This is a genomic window from Lelliottia sp. 489 (assembly GCF_050435885.1).
GTDB lineage: Bacteria > Pseudomonadota > Gammaproteobacteria > Enterobacterales > Enterobacteriaceae > Enterobacter > Enterobacter nimipressuralis.
The window spans coordinates 1,227,272-1,249,936 of the sequence record NZ_JBNDLC010000001.1; the positions used below are offsets into that span (position 1 = coordinate 1,227,272).

A 22,665-nucleotide genomic window follows, 5' to 3' on the forward strand; every position below is an offset into this window, starting at 1 on the left:
CCACTCCTTTAAGCCTGTTCCATCAGGCACTTAGTACGCGGCTTTATTGACAAAGCCCTTAAAGATGGTCAGAAACACGATTTTGATATCGAACCAGACGCTCCACTCGCGGATGTATTCCAGATCGAACTCAATGCGTTTTTCCATTTTTTCCAGCGTGTCGGTTTCGCCGCGCCAGCCGTTGATTTGCGCCCAGCCGGTAATGCCTGGCTTCACTTTGTGACGCAGCATGTAGCCCTCGATCAGCGCACGGTACTGCTCGTTATGCGCCACCGCATGCGGACGTGGCCCGACAATCGACATTCCGCCGGTCAGCACGTTGATAAACTGCGGCAGTTCGTCGAGGGACGTGCGGCGCAGGAAGTTGCCCACGCGGGTGACGCGCGGATCGTTCTGCGTGGCCTGAGTCACGACCCTGTCGTTTTCCATCACCTTCATCGAGCGGAATTTCCACACCATGATCGGCTTGCCGTCCATCCCGTAGCGGGTCTGGCGGAAGATCACCGGGCCTGGCGAGGTGATTTTGACCGCCAGCGCAATGCCGCACAGCACCGGGGAGATCAGCAGCAAAATCAAAGAGGAGAGCACGATATCTTCTGCGCGCTTGAGCAGACGGTTGATCCCGGAGAGCGGCGTGTCATACAGCGGTACCACCGGCACGCCGTTCACTTCTTCAATACGCGAGTGCAGAATGTTGAAGGTAAACACGTCAGGGATCAGGATCACCGAGCAGGTGGTGTCGGCCAGCTCACGCATCAGGTGTTTGATACAGGACTCTTCGCTCATTTTGAGGGCGAGATAGACGTTGTGAATTTTGCCCGCGCGCGCATCTTCGATCAGCTGGTCGTAGTTACCCGCCCAGTCCGACGTCACGCCGCCCGGTTTGGCATCGTGATACACCCCCACCACGTCGAAGCCCAGCCAAGGCTCTTTGCGAAAACTGTCCAGCAGCGCCTGCCCCACTGGCAGATCCCCGGCCACCGCCACGTAACGCTTGTTATAGCCGCGGTTACGCAGCCAGCCTGCGATAAAGCGGATCAGGGAACGGCAGACCACCATCCCGACGCTGGTTAACGCGTACCAGCAAAGATAGGTTTTCAGGCTGTTATCAAAGTCGCTGCTGAATGCCACCAGCCCGGCGCTGAAAATCAGGCTTAAGGTCCAGTTTTGCAGAAGTAACATCAGCTCGGTGGTGATTTTGACGCCACGGTAAGAGCGATAAAAATCGGTCATCCCGCCGATCATCTGAAAGACCACCAGCGCCAGCAGCGCCATCAACAGATGCATGTATAAAAACGACAGGTCGCTTAGCTGACACACCACCCACAGCCCACCGAACATGATGGTGATATCAGAAAAACGCTGCACCATAGAGATTAACGATGCATTCGTTTTGGCTCGCTCGCGCTTTTTTAGATTTGTCATCGTTGTTCCTGTTATCGGGTTCCCTCTCCCATCGGGAGAGGGCAATGATCACTGTTTCAACAGCGCCAGAATGTCCTGCGTTCGTGCCTCCATCAGCGGAACGTCGGCACGCGACTCCACGTTCAGGCGTACCACCGGCTCGGTGTTCGACGAGCGCAAATTAAAGCGCCACTGCGGGAACGACATGCTGATCCCGTCCGTACGATCGATTTCGAGGGCGTGCAGGGCAAAATGCTGCTCGACGCGGGCGATAGACTCGGCTGGCTGTTCCAGCTTGCTGTTGATTTCGCCGCTCGCCGGGAACGCCGCCATGCGGTCGCGCACCAGTTCGCCCAGGGTTTGCCCCTTCAGGCACAGCAGCTCGGTCACCAGCAGCCACGGGATCATCCCGCTGTCGCAGTAGGCAAAATCACGGAAGTAGTGATGGGCGCTCATCTCGCCGCCGTAGATGGCATCTTCTTCGCGCATGCGCTCTTTAATGAACGCATGACCGGTCTTCGACATCACCGGCGTGCCGCCCGCAGCGCTGACCACATCGACGGTGTTCCAGGAGAGACGCGGGTCATGAATGATTTTCGCCCCCGGGTTTTTCTCAAGGAAGGCTTCAGCCAGCAGGCCGACAATGTAATAGCCCTCGATAAACTGGCCTTTTTCATCGAACAGGAAGCAGCGGTCGAAATCACCGTCAAAGGCAATCCCCATATCCGCGCCGTGCTCGATTACCGCGTTGCGGGTATCGTCGCGGCACTCTGGCAGCAGCGGGTTCGGGATCCCGTTCGGGAAGTTGCCATCCGGGGTGTTGTGGACTTTCACAAAGGTGACCGGCACGTTCAGCGCCTTAAAGCGGGCTTCAAGGGCGTCCACCACCGGACCCGCCGCGCCGTTGCCGGAGTTAATCACCAGCTTCAGCGGCTTGAAGTTTGCCACGTTGATATACCCCAGCAGATGGTCGATATACGCGTTGCGCAGATCAATCTGCTGATAGCTGCCGCGCGCGGCCTCGTTCACCGGCGGGAAGTCGTTGGCTTCCGCCAGACGCTGCACGTCGCGAAGCCCGGTGTCGCCGCTGATCGGACGCGCGCCTTCGCGCACCAGCTTCATGCCGTTGTAATCCATCGGATTATGGCTGGCCGTGACTTCGATGCCGCCGTCCACGCCCAGGTGGAAAGTGGCGAAATAGATCTCTTCGGTGCCGGACAGGCCGATATCAAGCACATCCACACCGGCGTCCTGCAGCCCCTTCGCCAGCGCCAGTTTCAGCGCTTCACTGGTGAGACGCACATCGCCGCCGAGCACAATGGTTTTCGGTTTCAGGTATTCGCCGTACGCGCGGCCAATGCGCCACGCGATATCTTCATTCAGCTCTTCACCCAATTTTCCGCGAATATCGTAGGCTTTGAAACAGGTTAACTTATTCATGTTTTTACCCTTCTTCAGGCAACAGTCGGCCCTGACCAGAAAGTGGCCAAAAATTATCGTTGTCGTTATTTGCCGGATGGCGCATTGCCACCGGGCATTGTTAACCGGTGCTAAACCCGCCCGTACCGATCCTGGAACCGGACAATATCGTCCTCTTCCAGATAGGAGCCGGATCGCACTTCGATCAGATCGAGAGGAATTTTTCCTGGGTTTTCCAGACAGTGCGTCGCGCCCAGCGGAATATAGATAGATTCGTTTTCGCCAAGCAGTTTGATCTCGCCATCAATGGTGACTTTCGCTGTCCCCGCGACCACCACCCAGTGTTCGGCGCGATGATGATGCATCTGCACAGAAAGCCCCTCGCCCGGTTTCACGGTAATGCGCTTCACCTGATAGCGATCGCCCGCGTCGATGGAGTCATATTTGCCCCACGGACGGTACACTTCGCGGTGAATATGATGCTCATGACGGCCATCGGCTTTAATCTGCTCAACGACTTTTTTGACGTCCTGGACGGAGTTACGGTCGGCAATCAGCACCGCGTCTTTAGTCTGTACAACCACCAGATCTTTGACGCCAACCGTGGTGACCAGGCCGGATTCCGCATAGACATAGCTGTTTTCGGTTTTATGGCTGATAACATCGCCATGATGGACGTTGCCTTCCGCCGTATGGGCGCTGATTTCCCACAGAGAGGACCAGGAGCCGACATCGCTCCAGCCCGCATCCATCGGCACCACCACCGCGTCCGCCGTGCGTTCCATTACCGCGTAATCCACGGACTCTTCCGGACAGGCGAGGAACGCCGCTTCATCCACGCGGATAAAGTCGAGATCCGGGTCTACCACCGCCATCGCTTTTTCGCAGGCGCGGAGAATATCCGGGCGATATTTTTCCAGCTCTTCCAGATAACGCCCGGCGCGGAACAGGAACATCCCGCTGTTCCAGTAGTATTCGCCGCTGCCGACATAGGCCTGAGCGGTTTCCAGATTCGGTTTTTCGACAAACTGCGCCACGTTAAAGGCCACGCTGTCGCCTTCTCCGGTTGTTACATCGCCGCGACGGATATAGCCGTAGCCGGTTTCCGGGAGATCCGGCACGATGCCGAAGGTCACCAGTTTGCCGCTTTCGGCGTAAGGAATCGCGGCGCGCACCGCGTTACGGAAGGCGTCTTCCTGCTGAATCACATGGTCAGCCGCCAGCACCAGCATCAGCGGATCGCAATCGTGGCTGCTGCGTCGCGCGGCCAGTGCCGCCAGGGCGATCGCCGGGGCGGTATTACGGCCTGCCGGTTCCAGAATGATGTTCTCCGTCAGCTTGTTCAGCTGACGCAGCTGTTCGGCGACAATAAAGCGGTGCTGCTCGTTGCAAATCACCACCGGACTTTCGCACTCCACGCCGTTCAGACGAGAAACCGTCGTTTGCAGCATGGTGAGTTCCCCTTTCAGGCAGAGGAACTGCTTGGGATAGAGCACGCGGGACAGCGGCCACAACCGACTACCGGAGCCACCCGCCATCACGACCGGGTACAATTTATTCTGACTCATTATTCATCCCCGTATATCTGCAATAAATTGGCTAAGCACGTTCTCTTTTTCGAGCGTGCGTTCGGCATAATCACGTGCCACCGTGTTCTCTTTTGGCATGGCGAGAGCCTGTTCAATTCCGGCGACCAGCGCCGTTACCGACTCCGGCTCAACGCAAACGGCGATCCCCGGATAGCTGTCGCACAGCTGGCCTAACTCGGTCTCCGGCTCGGCGGTGATCACCGCATTGCCGCCGACGGCCAAAATATTGGTCAGCTTGGAGGGCAGAACCGCATCTGCGGCGCCGCGCTTTTGCACGACCAGGTGGCAGTCGCCCATCTTCAGCAGGGCTGGCAGCGCCTCATAAGACTGAAGCGGGAAAAACTTCACGTTGTTCAGGCCGCGTTCGCTGACCATTTTCTCAAGCCGGGCTTTGCCACCGCCCTGCCCGACAATCACAAACATCCACGGGTGATTGCGAAGCTGCTGCGCGGCGTCGATAACGCTCTCCAGCCCCTGTTTTTCCCCGATGTTGCCTGAGTAAAGAATGATTTTTTGATCAGAAGGCAGACCGAGCTGGGAACGTAACGCCAGCGCATCGCTCTCTGTTACATCGCGAAAACGCGCCACTTCGGACCAGTTCGGGAAAAAGATCACTTTCTGCGCCGGGACGCCCTTCTCCTGCGCTTTGTTCATCATCGAGCGCGAGATGGTTGAGACGTAATCGACGTTATGCAGGCCGCTGCGCTCAAAGGCGCTGGCCAGTTTCGCGACTTTCCCGCCTTTGCCTTTCCCGGCCATACCGAGGCCGAGCATGGCGTCGACTTCATAATCCTGAATGTGCAGCAGAGTGCGTGCGCCAGAGAGTTTGCCCAGCAGGCGCATGCCTGGCGTGCAAAACAGCGTCGGCACCACGCCAATAATGCGGTCCGGCTTCCAGCGACGCTGGGCCATCAGCGGGAAGAAACTGCTCAGAGCAAAGCTTCCCAAATGCAGCAGGCGTTTTAGCGTCGAGGGCTGTTTCGGCACATACAGCGGGCAGCGCCAGACGGTCGCATCACCCTGCTCGCGGCGATAGCGCCAGCTGGAGTAGCGCTCGCCAACTTTCCATTCCGGGTAGTAAGGCGGGGCCGTAATGACCCGCACCTCATGACCCTGACGGGTCATCCATTCGACCATCTCACCGGTGTACTTACCGATACCGGTTAGCTCCGGCGAGTAGTTGATGCCGTAGACCAAAATCTTCATAGTCCCGGCACCTCAGCCTGACGTTCCGCCAGGAAGTAGGCGCGACTGTTGTCGTGAACGTTGTCACTGGCCAGCAGCGCGGCCTGTTCCAGCCAGCGGTAATCGTCGTGCTGAGAATCAGGCAGACGCAGGTCTGCCTCACTCACCTTCAGGCGAAAACCGAGCACCACGTAATGGGTGCTAAAACCGGTGCCGGAAAAGTTATCGTCATAGAAGTGCTGCCAAACCCCGTAAAACTGGCCTGCCGCCATCGGCAGACGCAGCCCCAGCTCCGCCAGGGTGAGACGTTCAAACGCAGTGTCTAACGTCTCATCCTTTTGCACGCGTCCTCCCGGAACAAACCAGAACCCTTGTGCCGGGCGATTGGTGCGTTTACCGAGCAGAAACTCACCGCGTTCGTTCTCCACGATCAAATCGATGGAGATCAGCGGAGTGGAGCGGACTACCGTGGCAAAATCTTCCTGACTTAAAAACATGATTACCCCCGGAAGCGATGCTGGTTTTCCAGGAACCACTGGTACGTACTGGCCAGTCCCTGTTCGAGCGACACTTCGTGATACCAGCCGAGCTGGTGCAGACGCGTCACGTCCAGCAATTTACGCGGTGTGCCGTCGGGCTTAGTGGCGTCGAACACCACGCGGCCTTTGTAGCCCACCACCTGGGCAATGGTCTGCGCCAGTTCGCGAATGGTGCAATCCACGCCGGTGCCAACGTTGATGTGCGACAGCATCGGCTGGGTGTTTTCAGCCCACACCTCGCGATCCAGTTCCATCACGTGAATGCTGGCGGCAGCCATGTCATCCACATGCAGGAATTCGCGCATCGGCGTCCCGCTGCCCCACACCACCACATCAGGCGTGTTGGCGGCAGTCGCTTCGTGGAAGCGGCGCAGCAGCGCCGGGATCACGTGCGAGTTACTCGGGTGGAAATTATCGTGCGGGCCGTACAGATTGGTCGGCATCACCGAGCGATAGTCGCGACCGTACTGGCGGTTATAGGACTCGCACAGTTTGATCCCGGCAATCTTGGCGATGGCATACGGCTCGTTCGTCGCTTCCAGCGTGCCCTGCAGCAGCTCGCTCTCAGCGATCGGCTGTTTGGCCAGCTTCGGGTAGATACAGGATGAGCCGAGGAACAGCAGCTTATTCACGTTGTGCAGATGCGCCGCGTGAATGATGTTGCTCTCGATCATCATGTTTTCGTAGATGAAATCCGCCGGGTAGCTGTTGTTGGCGACAATGCCGCCCACTTTCGCCGCCGCCAGATACACCTGGTCAATGCGTTCGTTAGCAAAGAACTGCTGCACCGCCTGGCTGTCCAGCAGGTTCAGCTCGTCGCGGGTGCGAAGAATCAGCTCTGCATCGCCGCGCTGTTCCAGCTGGCGAACGATGGCCGATCCCACCATTCCACGATGACCGGCGACAAAAATACGTTGTTTGGTCATGACTCAGGACTCCAGCGCGATGGCAACCTCGTAGCCATGGGACTTCAGCAGGGAGTGTTTTTTCGCTGCTTCGAGATCGTGGGCAACCATTTCAGAGACCATCTCCTGCAGAGTGATTTCCGGTTTCCAGCCCAGTTTTTCGTGCGCTTTGGTTGGGTCGCCGAGCAGGGTTTCCACTTCAGCAGGACGGAAGTAACGCGGGTCAACCTGAACAATCACGTCGCCCGGTTTCACGCCCGGTGCATCGTGACCGGTCACAGAAACCACCACACCACGCTCTTCAACGCCGGTGCCTTCAAAGCGCAGTTTGATACCGAGCTGTGCGGCTGCCATTTCAACGAACTGACGCACGGAGTACTGCACGCCGGTGGCAATCACGAAATCTTCCGGTTTGTCCTGCTGCAGCATCATCCACTGCATTTTCACGTAGTCTTTCGCATGGCCCCAGTCACGCAGGGAGTCCATGTTGCCGAGGTGCAGGCAGGATTCCAGGCCCTGCGCGATGTTAGCGATCGCACGGGTGATTTTACGGGTTACGAAGGTTTCGCCACGGCGTGGGGATTCGTGGTTGAACAGAATGCCGTTACAGGCGTACATGCCGTAGGATTCGCGGTAGTTCACGGTGATCCAGTAAGCGTAGAGTTTGGCGACAGCGTAAGGAGAGCGCGGGTAGAACGGCGTGGTCTCTTTCTGTGGGATTTCCTGCACCAGGCCGTACAGCTCAGAGGTGGATGCCTGGTAGAAACGGGTTTTCTTTTCCAGACCCAGGAAGCGGATGGCTTCCAGCAGGCGCAGCGTGCCCATGCCATCGACGTCTGCGGTGTATTCCGGGGATTCGAAGGAGACAGCCACGTGGCTCATTGCGCCCAGGTTGTACACTTCATCCGGCTGCACTTCCTGCAGGATACGGGTCAGGTTGGAGCTGTCGGTCAGGTCGCCGTAGTGCAGATGGAATTTCGGGTTTGCAGCATGCGGATCCTGATAGATGTGGTCCACACGCTCGGTGTTGAAAGAAGAAGCGCGGCGTTTAATGCCGTGAACTTCATACCCTTTCTCCAGCAGAAACTCCGCCAGATAAGAACCATCCTGCCCGGTAACGCCGGTGATGAGAGCGACTTTAGACATGTTTATATTCCTCTACTTATCGAATTTAATCAGTTTCAACGCGTTCGCGTATCACCACTGCGGGGTTGCCACGGCAAATCTTATTTGCCGGTAGCGATTTAAAAACGCTGCTGCGGGCGCCAATAACGGTGCCATCGCCAACAGACACACCAGGTGCAACAAAAACATCTGTCGCCAGCCAGCATTTTTCGCCAATCACAATAGGCGTGGCGTTAATATCGAAATGCTGACTCATAAAATCGTGACTGCCGGTGCACAAATAACACTTTTGTGACACCACAGAGTGGGCGCCAATCGTAATATCGCCCAGGGTATATAACACCGCGTCATCACCCACCCAGGCATAATCACCAAGGGTTAATTTCCAGGGATAAGTAATTTTCACAGACGGGCGAATAACCACATTTTTGCCAATTTTTGCGCCAAATAAACGCAGCAAAAAGGCTCGCCAGCGATACAGCACCTGCGGTGACCAGGCAAATAATGTTGCCTGTACCGCCCACCACAGCTGCACTTTTATTCCATTTCCACCGCGAAAACCTTTCGGGACGGTAAAACCACTGAGATCCTGCATCACCTTTCCTTATATTCAGGCTTTGTTATATAAGGCTTTCGTTTTGCCCGTCGTTTTCAGACGTAATAAATAGGATAATTCCGCCCAGAAGCCGGGTACGCGCAATATGTTGCGCTGGACTTTTTTAGCATCCTGGCATAATTCCAGATTGTTCGAGGTTGACACACCACCCATCGAGAATTCCGATACCAGCCCTTTAATTCGACGGAACGGATAACCGGATTTATACAGACTGGCGGCCAGTGCATAATCAGATGACACTTTATATTGCAAATCGTACGGATGTTTTTTCAGGCCCGCCGTCGGGAAGAAAATCGCCTGATGGCTGGCAGGCAAACTGTGGTAGATATACCAGCCGCTTTTGGCGCTACGACGAATTTTTGTGCCATCGCCGAAATCGAGCAGCGCATCACCGATAAACATGGCTTCTTCTTTCTGGCGCGACAGCTGACGGGCAAACAATGCCACATCGTCGTGGAAAACATCACCGGAATTGAGGAAGATCGCATAGCGCCCTTGCGCCATGTCGATGCCTTTATTCATCGCATCGTAAATGCCTTTATCTTTCTCGCTGATGTAACGTAAGTTGAACTCACCGTTGAGTTTTTCCAGAAACTCCGCAGTGCCATCGTCAGAGCCGCCGTCGACCACAATCCATTCAAACGTGAGGCTGGGATCGCGAGCCAGATTGCGCAGCGAGCGCCAGGTTTTGACGACCCCTTCGTGATTGCGAAAAGCGACTGTAATGACGCTAAGAAACATAAACCACCTCGTTTCGTCATACGTTCGTAATATTAAGCGCTTTGCGCAGAATAAACGGACAGACAATTAAGAATGCATATTCCGGGCTAAATATTGACCCGGTAAAAAACAGCGACACCGGCGTAAAAAGATAAAGCTGCACACGGAAATTCTGATTATCACCAAACGCGTTAATCATCATTTTGAACACTTTAAACAGGTACCATGCTGTTAACAGCACGGCGAACCAGGAAAAGTAAATAATTAACAGATACAGCCCATTGTCTATGGTTTTACCGACATCCGCACCGTTAAAGATTCCGAATGATGCAACATATTCGTAAAGTGAGCCAAATCTGACTACGCCATCAATATGGGTTAATGAATACCCCACCATCACCAGTGGCCCAATGATACGATAATATGATGACGAACCTTCCGTACCTAAATCACCGAGACGCGTGGCGATGTAGGGGAATGCAAAAACAATACCCACTAAAAATACGGCTAATGAAATGATAGCCAGGGGTAGTTTTTTCTTAATCGCGTCTTTATTCAGGTACTGAAAGGCCCACTCCAGCAGGTAAAACAAGATAAATGTCATTACCCCGGAGAAAGAGCCTGACAGAACAATCCCTGCAAGAATCATAGCATCGGTCTTAGGGGTTTTGATACCAAACTGTTTGATGCTGAGCCAAATTGAGATTAGTGCCAGAGCAAAAAACGCCGGTTCAAAATAAAGCGCAGTGGTGCGTTTGCCACCAAATTTAATGAAGTTCAGAACATAGCTATTACTGTAAATCAGATATTTCGAAATCATCTCCATCAGGCTACTGCCGCCGGTCAAAATAATTTGCGCCATTTCCATCGCAGCAAGCATAACAATGAACGCAACGGCAATATAAAAGAATCTAAGGATTTTCCGATAATTGTGCGGCGAAATAGTTTTAAAACGAATACTCCACACCATGCCAATAATAATGACGATATAGACAAATAACATGGTGGAGGTGACGTACTTGCTGGCATCCAGCGACTGACCAAAGATGTAGTTAAATGCCGTTAAGCCAAACCCCAGCCCCAGGGCAATCATCAGTTTCTTCACGCTAATTTTGTCGACATAGAGCAGCAACAAAAGCGGTAAGAAAGTCACGATGGTGATCGGGAAGCTTTCGCCCAGTTGGGCAATTTTGACGTTAACCAGCAGATAGATCAGCGGCAACAGCAGGTAGCTACAGATTCTGATAGAACGAGACATACTCCTCCAGCATCTGTTCACCGCTGTAAGCCTTGCGGCTGCGGTTGCGGAACGATTCCAGGCTGGTGTTAAAAACAGCCTGCGCGATCTCGGCTTTTGGCCGTTGCACCAGCTGCAGCACCTCGTGCTCGCTGAAGGTTTTGCCGCCTGATTTCTCCAGCACTTCGCGCGCGGCGTCGCTGTGGGTGGCGATCACCGGCACGCCGATGGAGAGCGCTTCGCACAAAATCAGTGGGTAGTTGTCCACGCGAGAACTAAACACCAGCGCGTCCATACCGTTCAGGGCGCTCATTAGCTTGCGTTTATCCGTCTCAAAGCCGTGATTAATCACGTTCGGCCCTTCAAACGGCGAGAATTTGCCGAAGGTGTGCAGCTCAATTTTGTCGCCGAGCGCCATCATGTCGCGCACCAGCTGTTGATTGGTTTTGCCGTCGTAGCGCAGATCGTGCGCAACCACCGCAATTTTCGGCTTACCCGGCGTCACTGCCACCGGCGTGAGTTCCGCCAGAATGTCTTCGGTCGCCACATCAATGCCGTTATTGATAATTTTGCAGCGCCCGACGCCATACAGGCTGTTAAAGGCATCCGCCACGTGCTGGCTCGGGGAGATAAAGTGGCATCCAAGGGCCATCATGTCGCGGAACAGCTGACGTTTTCCTGCCACCAGCTGGTGCGCGCGATCCACTTTCACCGGCGGATAGTTGCTGAGCGTCGGGCATTTCTGGCAGTTCGTTTTCCAGCCTTCGCAGCCATCGGTGAACGCGCAGCGTCCGGTAACGCTCCAGTGATCGTGCAGGGTCCAGACAAACGTGGTGTCCGGCTTGTGCGCCTGCACGTTTTCACAAAAAGCAACCACCTCTTCGAGTTTCAGCCAGTAGCTGTGCATAACGTGGAAATGCAGAACCACCGGGCCAGGAGTGCGCGTCACGGTGCGGTAGAGGTTATTCAGATTGCCGAACAGATCGCGGTTGAACAGACGAAACAGCGCGATGTTGGCCACCGATGTCAGACGCGGGGTCTGCTTCAGGACGTGCGGATAGTTATCATGACTAACGCTTTTTTTACCGCCCTTGCCGTAGCCATACACAAAGCGGGACTTGAACCCTTTTTGCAGCGCACGCTGATGCAGATCCAGCGCCACACCGGCCGCCCCGCCTTCGGCAAGACGGACGTTAAATTGCAGAATATTCATTTCAACACCTTCACGCGGGCTTTTTCACCCACCACCAGCGCGTTATCCGGGATGCTGTCCAGCACCACGCTCCCCGCGCCAACGGTGACGTTGTTGCCAACGGTAATCTCACCAATCATCACCACATTGGCCCCCAGCTCGACGTTGTTGCCAATCACCGGGCAGGCCAGGCTGTCCGGGCCACGGTTACCGATAGTGACGCCGTGGCGAACGGTGAAATCATCACCCGCGACCACGAATTTATTGATAACGATCGCGTAGCCGTGGTGGATGGTAAAACGTCGTCCGATGGTGGCCGCCGCCTGGATTTCATAGCCAAACAGGCATTCGGTGATGATGCGGTACAGCACCAGAACCGGCGCTGCCCACAGGTTATTGAGCACATTCTTCTTGCGCCAGACGGAGCAGAAATGGGCGATGCGATACGCCAGAACCATGCAGCACGGGCGCAGGCTCCAGCTGTTTGCGCGGCAATCTTCCAGAATCATTATTTCCCCCGCAGCCCGTCGGCCAGACGCTTGGTGTTTCGCACGGAAAAGAGCGTCAGCAGCGTGCGCCAGTTCATACGCTTATTGCGGATCTGATAGAGGGTAAACAGCTGATATTTACGGCTGGCACGGTCGAACTTGTCCTTGTGCTTGCGATAAAAGTGGAAGTAGCCGGAGAATTTTTTCGGTGATGAGGTGATCTGCATTTCACCGTGATTGATGTGCAGAATTTGCGTGGCGTCATCCACTTTCCAGGGTTCGCCATACTCCACCACCATGCGCAGGAAAATGTCGTAGTCCTGCGCCGCTTTCAGTTCCGTATCGAACAGGCACTCTTTGAAGCGCCATGCCCAGGTAAAGACCTGGTTACCGATGATATTGCGTTTGTAAAACAGACGGCGCGAGTACGGTGATTTCGGGTACAGCGGCAGGCTGGCGGGCTGGGAGTAAACTTCGCCCTGGCAGACATAGTCGTTGGCATACAGAAACGCGTGGGTGACCAGCTGATGTTTATGCGCCAGAAAGGTCGACAGACGGTTGGGCGTCCACTCGTCGTCGTCATCGATTCCGGTCAGGAACTCCCCTTTCGCCTGCAAAATCGCCTGGTTGCGCACCGCGCACGCCCCGGAGTTGATGGCGTTGTGGGTATACATCACACGCGGGTCGTTCAGCTCGGTGACAAATTTTTGCAACTGCTCGAAGGATGACGAGCAATCATCCACGATGATCAATTCCCAGTGGTCGTAGTCCTGACGTAAAACCGATTTAATCGCGCGGATCGCCAGCTGCTGACGATTCCAGGTTGGCATATAGATGGAGATCAAAGGGCGTGGTGTTGTCATTTTATTCCCCGGATGGCTTGTTGCCCTCACCCCTGCCCTCTCCCACTGGAAGAGGGAATTAAGGTTAGGGTGAGGGAAAACGATTATTTACTGTCAGACTTATATTCGTACTCGTAATACCCGTAATCCTGGTACCCGGTTGCGCGGCGGAAGATGGAGTTCAGAATCACCCCTTTCACTTCGATGCCGTTCTGCTCGAAGCGACTCAGGCTGGTTTCCACCTCTTTCAGGGTGTTCACCGCATAGCGCGCCACCATCAGGGTGGTCCCGGCGTGGCGGCCCACAATCGCGGCGTCTGTTACGGCCAGAATTGGCGGTGTATCAATCAGCACCAGGTCGTAGTGTTCACTCGCCCATTTCACCAGCTGTGCGAAACGTTCGCTCATCAGCAGTTCGGACGGATTCGGTGGCACCTGGCCGCGCGGCACAAGGTCAAAATTGGTAATGGAGGTCGGCTTGGCGCACTGGCTGATCTCCCCTTTGCCGAGCAGAATTTCCGACAGACCGTTGACGTTGTTGGTGCCAAGCAGTTCGTGGGTGTAACCCTTGCGCATATCGCAGTCGATCAGCAGCACGCGTTTGTTGGTCTGACTGATTACCGCCGCGAGGTTGGCACACACGAAGGTTTTACCAATCGACGGGCTGACCCCGGTGAGCATCAGGACGTTATTTTTGGCCTGCATCATGGCGAAGTGCAGGCTGGTACGCAGGCTGCGCACCGCTTCAATCGCCAGATCCGTTGGGTTACCCACGGCCAGCAGCTGGCTCTGTTTGTAACGCTTGACCCCTTTGACCGTTTTGACGCTATCGCGCGACTTCTGCCATTCCGACAGCGGAATGCTGGCATAGACGCTGATACCGTTCTCTTCGAGGACCTGCGGGCTTTCGATACCGCGGTTGAACAGGGAGCGCAGCAGCACACCGACGATGGAGAGCATCAGGCCGAGAATAATGCTGCCGAAAATGATCAGCGCTTTCTTCGGTTTCAGCACGCCAGGCTGGGTGATAGCGGAGTCAACGATTCGCACGTCACCGACGGTACTGGCTTCGGTGATTTTCAGCTCCTGCTGTTTATTCAGCAGTTGCATGTACACCTGCTGGCCCGACTCCACATCGCGCGTCAGACGCACAATTTCCTGCTGGGTTTTCGGCATCGCGGTGACGCGGTTGTTGAGTTTCGATTTCTCATCTTCCAGCGCCTGGCGTTTTTCCAGCAGCGTGCGGTAAGCCGGGTGGCGTTTGGTGTAAAGCTTGGAGATTTCCGCTTCTTTGAAGGTCAGCTCGTTTAACTGAGCATCGATGTTAACCATCGAATCGAGCACCGATTTCGCTTCCAGCGGCAGATCGACAGAGTCTTTCTGCTGGCGATAGGCGTTAAGTTTGTTCTCCGCGTCATCCAGACGGGTACGCACTTCCGGCAGCTGTTTCGCGAGGAAAGCGAGACTCTTCGCCGCCTCTTCCGACTTGCGCTCCACGTTCTGCTCAAGGTAGTTGCGGGTAATGCTGTTCAGGACGTTGCGGATCATCTCCTTATCTTCACCGGTAAAGCTCAGGCTCAGCACGCCCGTGTCTTTGCCATTTTCGGTGACGGTCAGGTTGTTTTGCAGATTGTTGATCATGCCAAGCGTCGAGAATTTGCTGACGGTAAATTCACCGCCCTCGGCCGCCTGAATGGCGCTGACCATCATGGTGACACCGTTTTTAGACAGCAACTGCCCTACTTCGCCGCGTGCGCTAAAGCCCGCATCGCTGGTCAGTTCATACTGTTTGGGGCCGAGCACCGTCAGGGTGAACACTTGATCCGCCGAACCTTTTGGCAGGGTAAAGGTGGTGACTTTAACGGTATCGTTTTGACGCCCCATCAGTCGATCCCAACCGGCACCAAACACCGGGAAGGTGTTTTTGCTGACGGCGATATCCAGGTCGAGATCATCAACGGTTTTACCGAGGACCATGCGCGACTGAATCAGCTGGATTTCCGCATCGGACGCCGGTGGCTTATTCGCCAGCGCCGAACCGATATCCTGCACCAGTGAGTTACCGGAGTTTTGCTCGATCTGCACCAGCGCATCGGCACTGTAGATAGGTGTAGCAAACAGGGTGTAGATCACGGCGGCGATCGCAAAAACCGCGGTAATGCCCAGCACCCACCAGCGCGCCTCGACCACCGTCCCGATCAGACGGCCAATATCAATTTCATCACTGCCCGAGATCGGGGCGGCAGAAGGTTTTGTTTTTTCTGTCATTGTTATCCCTGCTGAGCTTTCAGTGCCTGCGCCCACTGTTGGGCAGACTGGTCTAGTAAGGTATAAACCGCCTCAAATGCCTCACGGCTCTTGCGATACGGATCGGGAATTTCGCGCTCACTGTCCCAGTGACCAAACAGCATCACTTTGCCGCGCATCTCCGGTGCGATTTCGCACAGCGCACTAATGTGGCGTTTTTCCATCGCGAGGATCAGATCGTACTCCCGGCACATCCGGCCAGAGACCTGACGGGCCACATGCCCGTCCAGGGAGAGGTTATGCGACTTCGCCACGCTCGTTGCGCGCTCATCCGCCCCCTTCCCCACCAGCGCCCCCAGCCCTGCGGAGTCCACCACCAGATCGGGCTGATAATTTTTCAGCAACCGTTCAGCCGTGGGGGAACGGCAAATGTTCCCCACGCACACCACCAGAATTTTGTTAAACATCGCGGGTTACCAGGTATGAATGTCGCGCGCCGTGTCCGTCATGTAGCGAACGCCACTGATGGTAGGCAGCAACTGGTTGATCAGACGGTTCCAGCGTGTGACTGGCGCGGTAGTGACATAGACCACATCGTATGGCTGCAGACGGAATTCCGTCGCCATCACCAGGGACGTCGCATCGGACATATCCAGCTGGTAGATGTTGGCAATCTTGCCTTTCGCACTGCCTTCGCCTTTCAGCGGACGGATCACGAAGATGCCGCTGGCGTTAGACGACGTGAGATCCAGACCTTCCGCATTCCCCAGCGCTTCGGTCAGGGTCATGCCGCTGAAGTCCATTTTGAGGGTGCTCTGTTTTTTAACTTCGCCCATCACGAACACTTTCAGATCGTCGTTGCGCGGCACAAACAGAATGTCGCCCGGATAGAGCAGACGGTTTTGGCTCAAATCGCCGTTCTGCATCAGCGCCTGGAGTGAAATGCGCTCCTCTTTGCCGTTGTGCGTCAGCACCACGTTGCGCCAGTCGGCCGCGTCCGTTAACCCGCCCGCGGTGTTGATGGCGTCGAGAATGGTCAGCGGCACGTTGGTGATCGCCTGCTGGCCTGATTTATTGACCTGGCCGGAGACGTAGGCTTTCTGCGAACGGAATGCGGCGATATTAACGTCCACCTGCGGGTCAGCGATGTACTGCGCTAAACGGCCGGTAATATCACTACGAATTTCTGCGAGGGTTTTCCCCACGACGTGCACTTTACCGATGTAGGGATAGAACATGGTGCCATCAGGCTGCACCCAGTTACCGGTGTCGCTGGAGCTGCGGTATTGCCCTGCGGGAGTGGTCAGTTCCGGGTGATCCCAGACGGTGACGCTCACAACGTCGCCCGGCCCCACGCGGTATTGATAAGAGGCAATTTCCTGATCCAGAGACATATTCGGCTGTGCAACATTCGGACGCGGGCGTAATTGTTCGACGATACGCGGCGTTAATGGATAAACATTCACCATTTTGTCGAGATCAAAATCAGCATCCTGTTGCTTGATCACATCCTTGCCCATTGTTGACATATTGCTGCCGGGAAAGACCGTACAACCACTCATCAAGGTCACAGACACCAATAATGGCATCAATTTCATTTTGGATTTCATCATTGATTATTTATCACTTTGGCAGAGTAATTATCCTGTGCAATTTAAATAAGCGCGGGTTGATTAGGCAATCAGAATGCAGTTAATAAAATAGAAATATAACTGGCATCAATCCTAAAAAACGCTTATTCATCCATTGGCTATTGACAGAATAATCGAGGCTGATTCACACGCTTTCAGGCACGCTACCGCCCTTGGCTTTCAGTTACCAATCCACTGACGAAACAATGTATTATGGATAGACACCCTCTAAAATTAGGTCTTGCAGGATAAATATATCCGGCATTTTCAATGCCTGAGCGGTAATGAATGTTCGCTCTTAAGACCGTTACATAAATAGCAGCAAGAAGATTTAACATTTGATGCCTGGAGAATTGTTGCAGCTAACCTAATAGCAGGCAAGGAGACAACTGTCCTATTATTGGTTTTTAAGAATAATATTAAGCGCAAAGTTTTATGGTTTTAGGAATTTCTTTATATTGACAAAATACGGACATAAAACATTTCATGCGATATTTCCTAATTATCCACCTAACCGGATAATTTCACTTTCATATAGAAATAACAGGGTTATTCGCCGTGGCTATTTGCCGCGCTTTCATTAAGAGAAATCTCAAGCAGTCATTGCAATTTTAGCCAGCTTTATCCATGATCGAAGTGTGACAAATGTCATATCTTCAGAGGTACTGCTATTACTATGGAATGGATTGCCGATCCATCAATCTGGGCCGGGCTGGTGACGCTGGTCGTCATCGAATTAGTGCTTGGCATCGATAACCTGGTCTTTATTGCCATCCTCGCCGAAAAATTGCCCCCGGCGCAGCGCGACCGCGCACGCGTTACCGGTTTGCTGTTGGCGATGGTGATGCGTTTGCTGTTACTGGCTTCGATATCCTGGCTGGTCACCCTGACCACTCCCCTCTTCTCGTTCCACGGCCTGAGCTTTAGCGCCCGTGACGTGATCATGCTGTTTGGCGGCCTGTTCCTGCTGTTCAAAGCCACCGTTGAGCTGAACGAACGGCTCGAAGGGAAAGACAGCGAGAACCCCACCCAGCGTCGAGGGGCGAAGTTCTGGCCCGTGGTCGCGCAAATCGTGGTGCTGGACGCGGTCTTCTCGCTGGATTCCGTGATTACCGCCGTGGGGATGGTCGATCATCTGCCCGTCATGATGGCGGCGGTGATTATTGCCATCACGCTGATGGTGATGGCGAGCAAGGCCCTGACGCGCTTTGTGAACAGCCATCCAACGATTGTGATTTTGTGTCTGAGCTTCCTGCTGATGATCGGCTTTAGCCTGGTCGCAGACGGCTTTGGCTTCCATATTCCAAAAGGCTATCTGTACGCGGCGATCGGTTTCTCGGTGATTATTGAATCCCTGAACCAGCTGGCGATTTTCAACCGCCGCCGTTTTCTCTCTGCCAATCAGACCTTGCGTCAGCGCACGGCGGAGACCGTTCTGCGCCTGCTCAGCGGTAAGAAAGAGGACGCCGAGCTGGATGCAGAGTCAGCGTCACTGCTTGCCGATCACGACGACAGCCAGATCTTTAACCCCCAGGAACGGCGGATGATTGAGCGCGTGCTCAATCTTAACCAGCGCTCGGTCAGCAGCATCATGACGTCGCGCCACGATATCGAACATATCGACCTGAATTCGCCGGAAGCGCAGATCCGCGCCCTGCTGGATAAAAACCAGCACACCCGCGTGGTGGTGACCGGGGGTGATGATGAGGAAGGTCTGCTTGGGGTGGTGCACGTCATTGACCTGCTCCAGCAGTCCCTGCGCGGTGAGCCACTGGATTTACGAGCGCTGATCCGCCAGCCGCTGGTGTTCCCGGAAACCCTGCCGCTGCTTTCGGCACTGGAACAGTTCCGCAACGCGCGCACCCACTTTGCCTTTGTGGTCGATGAGTTTGGCTCCGTTGAAGGTCTGGTGACGCTGAGCGACGTGATGGAAACCATCGCCGGTAATTTGCCTAACGAAGTGGATGAGATCGACGCCCGCCACGACATCCAGAAAAATGCCGATGGGTCCTGGACTGCCAACGGTCATATGCCGCTGGAAGATCTGGTGCAGTACGTTCCATTGCCGCTGGATGAGAAGCGCGAATACCACACGATCGCCGGTCTGCTGATGGAATACTTACAGCGCATTCCGCAGCCGGGTGAAGAGGTTCAGGTAGGGGAATATGTGCTGAAGACGCTGCAGGTGGAGAGTCATCGCGTGCAGAAAGTGCAGCTGATACCCCTGCGCGGGGAGGATGATTTGGATTTTGAGGTTTGATCTCCTCTCATCCCCCTCTCTCGTTCAAGGAGAGGGGGATGATTGGATCAGAGCTTATCTAAAAGCTTCTTCACATCTTTGCTGTTCTGCGAATCTTTATTCTTATCCGCCCACTCATTCAGACGGCGTTTCGCTTCATCCTGCAGATGTTTACGCAGGATCTGGTCAACCTGAAGACTGTAATTCAGCTCCTGCCATCTGCCGTAAACGTTGAGTGGGATAGCCGTCTCTTTCAGGACATCAATCAGTGGGCCTTCGCCTTCCCAGCCAGACATCACGCGGACGTTAAAGCGCGTATCCGTCGTCTCTTTCACCAGATCCAGCGTGCCTTTGCCCGTGACCGCCAGCATCGAGGATTGCCCCTGCATGTCATCAAGCGTGAGCTGCCCGTTGTCCAGCGTCAGATCGGTGGTAAAGGTGTCGAGTTTCGTCGCGCTGTCGAAGTTCTCTTTGGCTTTGACATTACTGCTGCGCTCGACGGCCTGCTGCACCAGCTGCTGGAAGTTCAGCCCTTCCATGCGGCTGTTGGCGAGGTCAACGTGCGCCTGCCCCTGCCAGCTGTGACGGAAGGCGTCAGCGTCAATCTTATCGCCGGAGAAATCCCCCGCCATGGTCAGATTACCGGTCAGCGCGATAGGGTAATCGAAGGCTTTAAGGATAGTGCCAATCTCGATGTTCTCAAGACGCGGCTGGAACTCGGCCTTCGCCATATCCTTACGCACGTCCAGCATGCCAGGCAGCGAAATATGCCCCGCCCCCATCTGACCGCTTAGCTCGGAAATGACCAGTAAACCGTTGTGGTTCAGCATCTGACTACTGACGTTCGTGAAGTCGATGCCCCGCCAGCGCACTGCGTTGGCTTTAAGCAGAATATCCGCCGTAAAGCTGCGCAGCCCGTTGTAGTCTGGCGCGTCGACGTTTGACGCAATAACCGGTCGCATCTGTTTCGGCAGTCCGGGTGCCTGAGCGTCGTCACCCTCTTTCGCCGGGACCGGCTGCGGAGGCAACAGATTTTCCAGGTTGAGCTTGTCGAACTGAAGATCAAAGACCCATTTCGGCTCTTCGCCCAGCAGCACGCTGGCACGACCTTTTAATGCACTGTCATTTGCCTGCAGGTTGAGATTATTCAGCTCGAGCTGTTTTTGCTCTTCACGCCACATCGCCTGCAGCGTGCCCTGGCCGGTGATCCCTTGCGTCGGGAGATCGGCGCCAGCGAGTTGCCAGTTCAGCTGTTGAATATCGGCGGTGAGCTGATGCGGGTAGTCCGACGCGTTGACGCGAGCATTTAGCGACAGAGTCAGGTCACGCTGATTGCGATTAATGCGACCTGAAAAATCGACCGTCGCCAGATGATGCGGGTCCTGTTCCATCGTCAGATTAATATTGCGCACGGTGACCTGGTCGTCATCCTCATGCTGGAAGACCAGCACACTGTCCGCCACTTTCAGACTGGCGATATCAAATGACCAGCCCGCATCTTCGGGGACGTCGGGGAGTGAATTAGCGCGAGGGGCGACAGGCTCACCCGGTTTACGGACGGCTTCTGTTTGCGGCGTCAGTTGAATGACGGCACCTTTCAGCATCACCTGACGCACCTGTAGCTGGTGCGAAAGCAGCGGCATTAAGGCGACGTCCAGACGCATATTGTCGGCAGAGACCACCGGCAAAGCGGCGCCCGGAGCAGTCAGTGACATGCGGCCAGACAGAATGCTGAGCTGCGGCCAGACGTGCCAGCGAAGAGGCCCATCCAGCTTCAGTTCATACCCGCTTCGTGCTTCGACCTGGCGGACCATGTAGGCGCGGAAATCATTGGGGTTAACCAGCAGAACCAACGCTGAAAGGCCAGCAACCAGCACCACCAGCAAAATCATCAGCGTTGTAAGAACTCTTCTCATGGCATCCTCGATGAAGCCTAAATCAGTCTTTATCAATACGACTGGCAACCGCACCCTGCTGGTCGCGGTACTTCGCGTCCTGACGGCGGTTGTAAGGGCGCTCAGCCGGGCCGGTCAGCGGCTCGAAGCTCAGCGCACCAATCATCATGCCTGGGCGCAACGCCAGCGGTAATTTACCGGCATTAAAGAACTCAAGCACGATACGGCCAGACCAGCCGGGATCGATACGGTGCGCGGTGACGTGCACCATCAGCCCCAGACGCGCCAGAGACGAGCGGCCATCGAGCCAGCCGACCAGATCGGCAGGCAGCGTCACGGATTCATAGGTCACCGCCAGCGCAAGTTCGCCCGGGTGCAGATAGAAAGCGTCGCCTTCCGCCAGCACAATTTCATCGCTCATGACGCGATCGAGCGCGGCGCTGACTTCGTCTTTCGGTCCGCTCAAATCAATAAAAGGTGCGGTGTGGCCGCTGAAAGTACGGAATTTATTGCCCAAACGCACATCAACGGTGACACCGTTAATGCGTTCTACTGGCGGACGCGGGGTGATAGACAGACGCCCTTCATCCAGCCAGGCTTCTATATCTCGGTCACAAAGACGCATGACACTTTCTCCTTTCGTGCATCAAACCCTGAAACCGCACTGGCTTCAGGGCAAACCCGATTATCTCTGAACGGTACACAATTCGGGCGTATTATTCAAAAAACTGGCTAATTTTCGCTTTCAGGATATCGATAGCAATGCGGTTTTTACCCCCGCGCGGCACAATGATATCAGCGTACTGTTTGGACGGTTCGATAAACTGCAGGAACATCGGACGTACGGTTTTCTGATACTGCGCCATCACAGAGTCCATCGAACGACCACGCTCGTTCACGTCGCGCTTGATACGACGCATCAGACAGATGTCCAGCGGCGTGTCGACGAAAATCGAGAAGTTCATCGCTTCGCGCAAGCGCGCATCGGTCAGCAGCAGGATGCCTTCCAGAATGATGACCTTTTTCGGTTCAATGTGAATCGTTTCTTGCGTACGCGTGTGGTCGACATAGCTATAGACCGGCAGATCGATAGGCGTGCCGCTTTTGATCATTTGCAAATGCTGGAACAGCAGGCTGTGATCCATGGCATTAGGATGGTCGTAATTCGTTTTTACGCGTTCTTCCATCGACAGATGGGATTGATCTTTATAGTAGCTGTCTTCGGGAATGACGCCGATGTGCTCATCACCAACTTGTTCGCGCAGTTCGCGATAAAGCGTACTGGCAATAAGACTTTTACCTGAAGCTGATGCGCCGGCGATGCCTATGATGACGCACTGATGAGACTTATCAGTCATAAATTTAGCGACCTGATTAACCTGGATGTAAAGGA

20 protein-coding genes are annotated in these 22,665 nt (G+C 54.8%); 1 reads left to right on the forward strand and 19 read right to left on the reverse strand.

Features of this window, described 5'->3' with window-relative positions; genetic code table 11:
• Positions 1-30 precede the first annotated feature (30 nt).
• From wcaJ to ABIE11_RS06200, 16 genes are all read right to left on the reverse strand, one after another.
• Entirely contained in the window at positions 31-1,425 is a 1,395-nt protein-coding gene (gene wcaJ / locus ABIE11_RS06125; protein WP_100779619.1) for an undecaprenyl-phosphate glucose phosphotransferase, read from the reverse strand.
• A 48-nt stretch (positions 1,426-1,473) separates the two neighbouring features.
• Complete coding sequence (gene cpsG / locus ABIE11_RS06130) at positions 1,474-2,844, reverse strand: colanic acid biosynthesis phosphomannomutase CpsG (RefSeq protein WP_429184140.1); 1,371 nt, start codon at positions 2,842-2,844, stop codon at positions 1,474-1,476.
• A gap of 110 nt (positions 2,845-2,954) precedes the next feature.
• Complete coding sequence (gene cpsB, locus ABIE11_RS06135) at positions 2,955-4,391, reverse strand: mannose-1-phosphate guanyltransferase (protein ID WP_429184141.1); 1,437 nt, start codon at positions 4,389-4,391, stop codon at positions 2,955-2,957.
• Positions 4,392-4,394: 3 nt separating this feature from the next.
• Positions 4,395-5,618 carry a colanic acid biosynthesis fucosyltransferase WcaI gene (wcaI, locus tag ABIE11_RS06140; RefSeq protein ID WP_429184142.1) on the reverse strand — a complete coding sequence of 408 codons (1,224 nt, stop codon included), beginning with the start codon at positions 5,616-5,618 and terminating at the stop codon, positions 4,395-4,397.
• On the reverse strand, positions 5,615-6,094 hold the full coding sequence (locus ABIE11_RS06145; protein ID WP_107703266.1) for a GDP-mannose mannosyl hydrolase: 480 nt from the start codon (positions 6,092-6,094) through the stop codon (positions 5,615-5,617). Before ABIE11_RS06145 ends, wcaI begins: the two co-directional genes overlap by 4 nt.
• Before the next feature lie 2 nt (positions 6,095-6,096).
• Entirely contained in the window at positions 6,097-7,062 is a 966-nt protein-coding gene (gene fcl, locus ABIE11_RS06150) for a GDP-L-fucose synthase (protein ID WP_231275898.1), read from the reverse strand.
• Positions 7,063-7,065: 3 nt separating this feature from the next.
• Positions 7,066-8,187: a GDP-mannose 4,6-dehydratase gene (gene gmd / locus ABIE11_RS06155; RefSeq protein WP_100779613.1), complete on the reverse strand. Its 1,122-nt coding sequence runs from the start codon at positions 8,185-8,187 to the stop codon at positions 7,066-7,068.
• A 25-nt stretch (positions 8,188-8,212) separates the two neighbouring features.
• Entirely contained in the window at positions 8,213-8,761 is a 549-nt protein-coding gene (gene wcaF, locus ABIE11_RS06160; RefSeq protein WP_102104095.1) for a colanic acid biosynthesis acetyltransferase WcaF, read from the reverse strand.
• Positions 8,762-8,776: 15 nt separating this feature from the next.
• Entirely contained in the window at positions 8,777-9,523 is a 747-nt protein-coding gene (wcaE, locus tag ABIE11_RS06165) for a colanic acid biosynthesis glycosyltransferase WcaE (RefSeq protein WP_100779611.1), read from the reverse strand.
• 16 nt (positions 9,524-9,539) lie between these two features.
• Positions 9,540-10,760, reverse strand: a complete 1,221-nt coding sequence (wcaD, locus tag ABIE11_RS06170) for a colanic acid polymerase WcaD (RefSeq protein ID WP_100779610.1) — start codon at positions 10,758-10,760, stop codon at positions 9,540-9,542.
• Entirely contained in the window at positions 10,735-11,952 is a 1,218-nt protein-coding gene (gene wcaC / locus ABIE11_RS06175; protein WP_429184143.1) for a colanic acid biosynthesis glycosyltransferase WcaC, read from the reverse strand. The genes wcaD and wcaC overlap by 26 nt, the downstream gene beginning before the upstream one ends.
• The gene (gene wcaB, locus ABIE11_RS06180) at positions 11,949-12,437 is read right to left on the reverse strand and encodes a colanic acid biosynthesis acetyltransferase WcaB (protein WP_100780848.1); all 489 of its coding nucleotides are present in this window, start codon (positions 12,435-12,437) and stop codon (positions 11,949-11,951) included. Before wcaB ends, wcaC begins: the two co-directional genes overlap by 4 nt.
• Positions 12,438-12,439: 2 nt before the next feature.
• On the reverse strand, positions 12,440-13,282 hold the full coding sequence (gene wcaA, locus ABIE11_RS06185) for a colanic acid biosynthesis glycosyltransferase WcaA (protein WP_100779608.1): 843 nt from the start codon (positions 13,280-13,282) through the stop codon (positions 12,440-12,442).
• A gap of 83 nt (positions 13,283-13,365) precedes the next feature.
• Entirely contained in the window at positions 13,366-15,528 is a 2,163-nt protein-coding gene (gene wzc, locus ABIE11_RS06190; protein WP_100779607.1) for a tyrosine-protein kinase Wzc, read from the reverse strand.
• Positions 15,529-15,530: 2 nt separating this feature from the next.
• Entirely contained in the window at positions 15,531-15,974 is a 444-nt protein-coding gene (wzb, locus tag ABIE11_RS06195; protein ID WP_100779606.1) for a low molecular weight protein-tyrosine-phosphatase Wzb, read from the reverse strand.
• Between the two features lie 6 nt (positions 15,975-15,980).
• Positions 15,981-17,120, reverse strand: coding sequence for a polysaccharide export protein (locus ABIE11_RS06200; RefSeq protein WP_100779605.1), 1,140 nt, complete (start codon positions 17,118-17,120; stop codon positions 15,981-15,983).
• Positions 17,121-17,814: 694 nt separating this feature from the next.
• On the opposite strand from ABIE11_RS06200, the gene ABIE11_RS06205 reads away from it, so the two are divergent.
• Complete coding sequence (locus ABIE11_RS06205; protein ID WP_100779604.1) at positions 17,815-19,398, forward strand: TerC family protein; 1,584 nt, start codon at positions 17,815-17,817, stop codon at positions 19,396-19,398.
• A 47-nt stretch (positions 19,399-19,445) separates the two neighbouring features.
• Here ABIE11_RS06205 and asmA read toward each other — a convergent pair whose 3' ends face one another.
• The 3 genes from asmA to udk all read right to left on the reverse strand — a co-directional run bounded on the left by asmA (position 19,446) and on the right by udk (position 22,630).
• Positions 19,446-21,293 (reverse strand): outer membrane assembly protein AsmA, encoded by a 1,848-nt coding sequence (gene asmA / locus ABIE11_RS06210; protein WP_429184144.1) that lies wholly within the window; start codon positions 21,291-21,293, stop codon positions 19,446-19,448.
• Between the two features lie 22 nt (positions 21,294-21,315).
• On the reverse strand, positions 21,316-21,897 hold the full coding sequence (dcd, locus tag ABIE11_RS06215; RefSeq protein ID WP_100779602.1) for a dCTP deaminase: 582 nt from the start codon (positions 21,895-21,897) through the stop codon (positions 21,316-21,318).
• Between the two features lie 91 nt (positions 21,898-21,988).
• Complete coding sequence (gene udk, locus ABIE11_RS06220) at positions 21,989-22,630, reverse strand: uridine kinase (protein WP_100779601.1); 642 nt, start codon at positions 22,628-22,630, stop codon at positions 21,989-21,991.
• Positions 22,631-22,665: the final 35 nt, after the last annotated feature.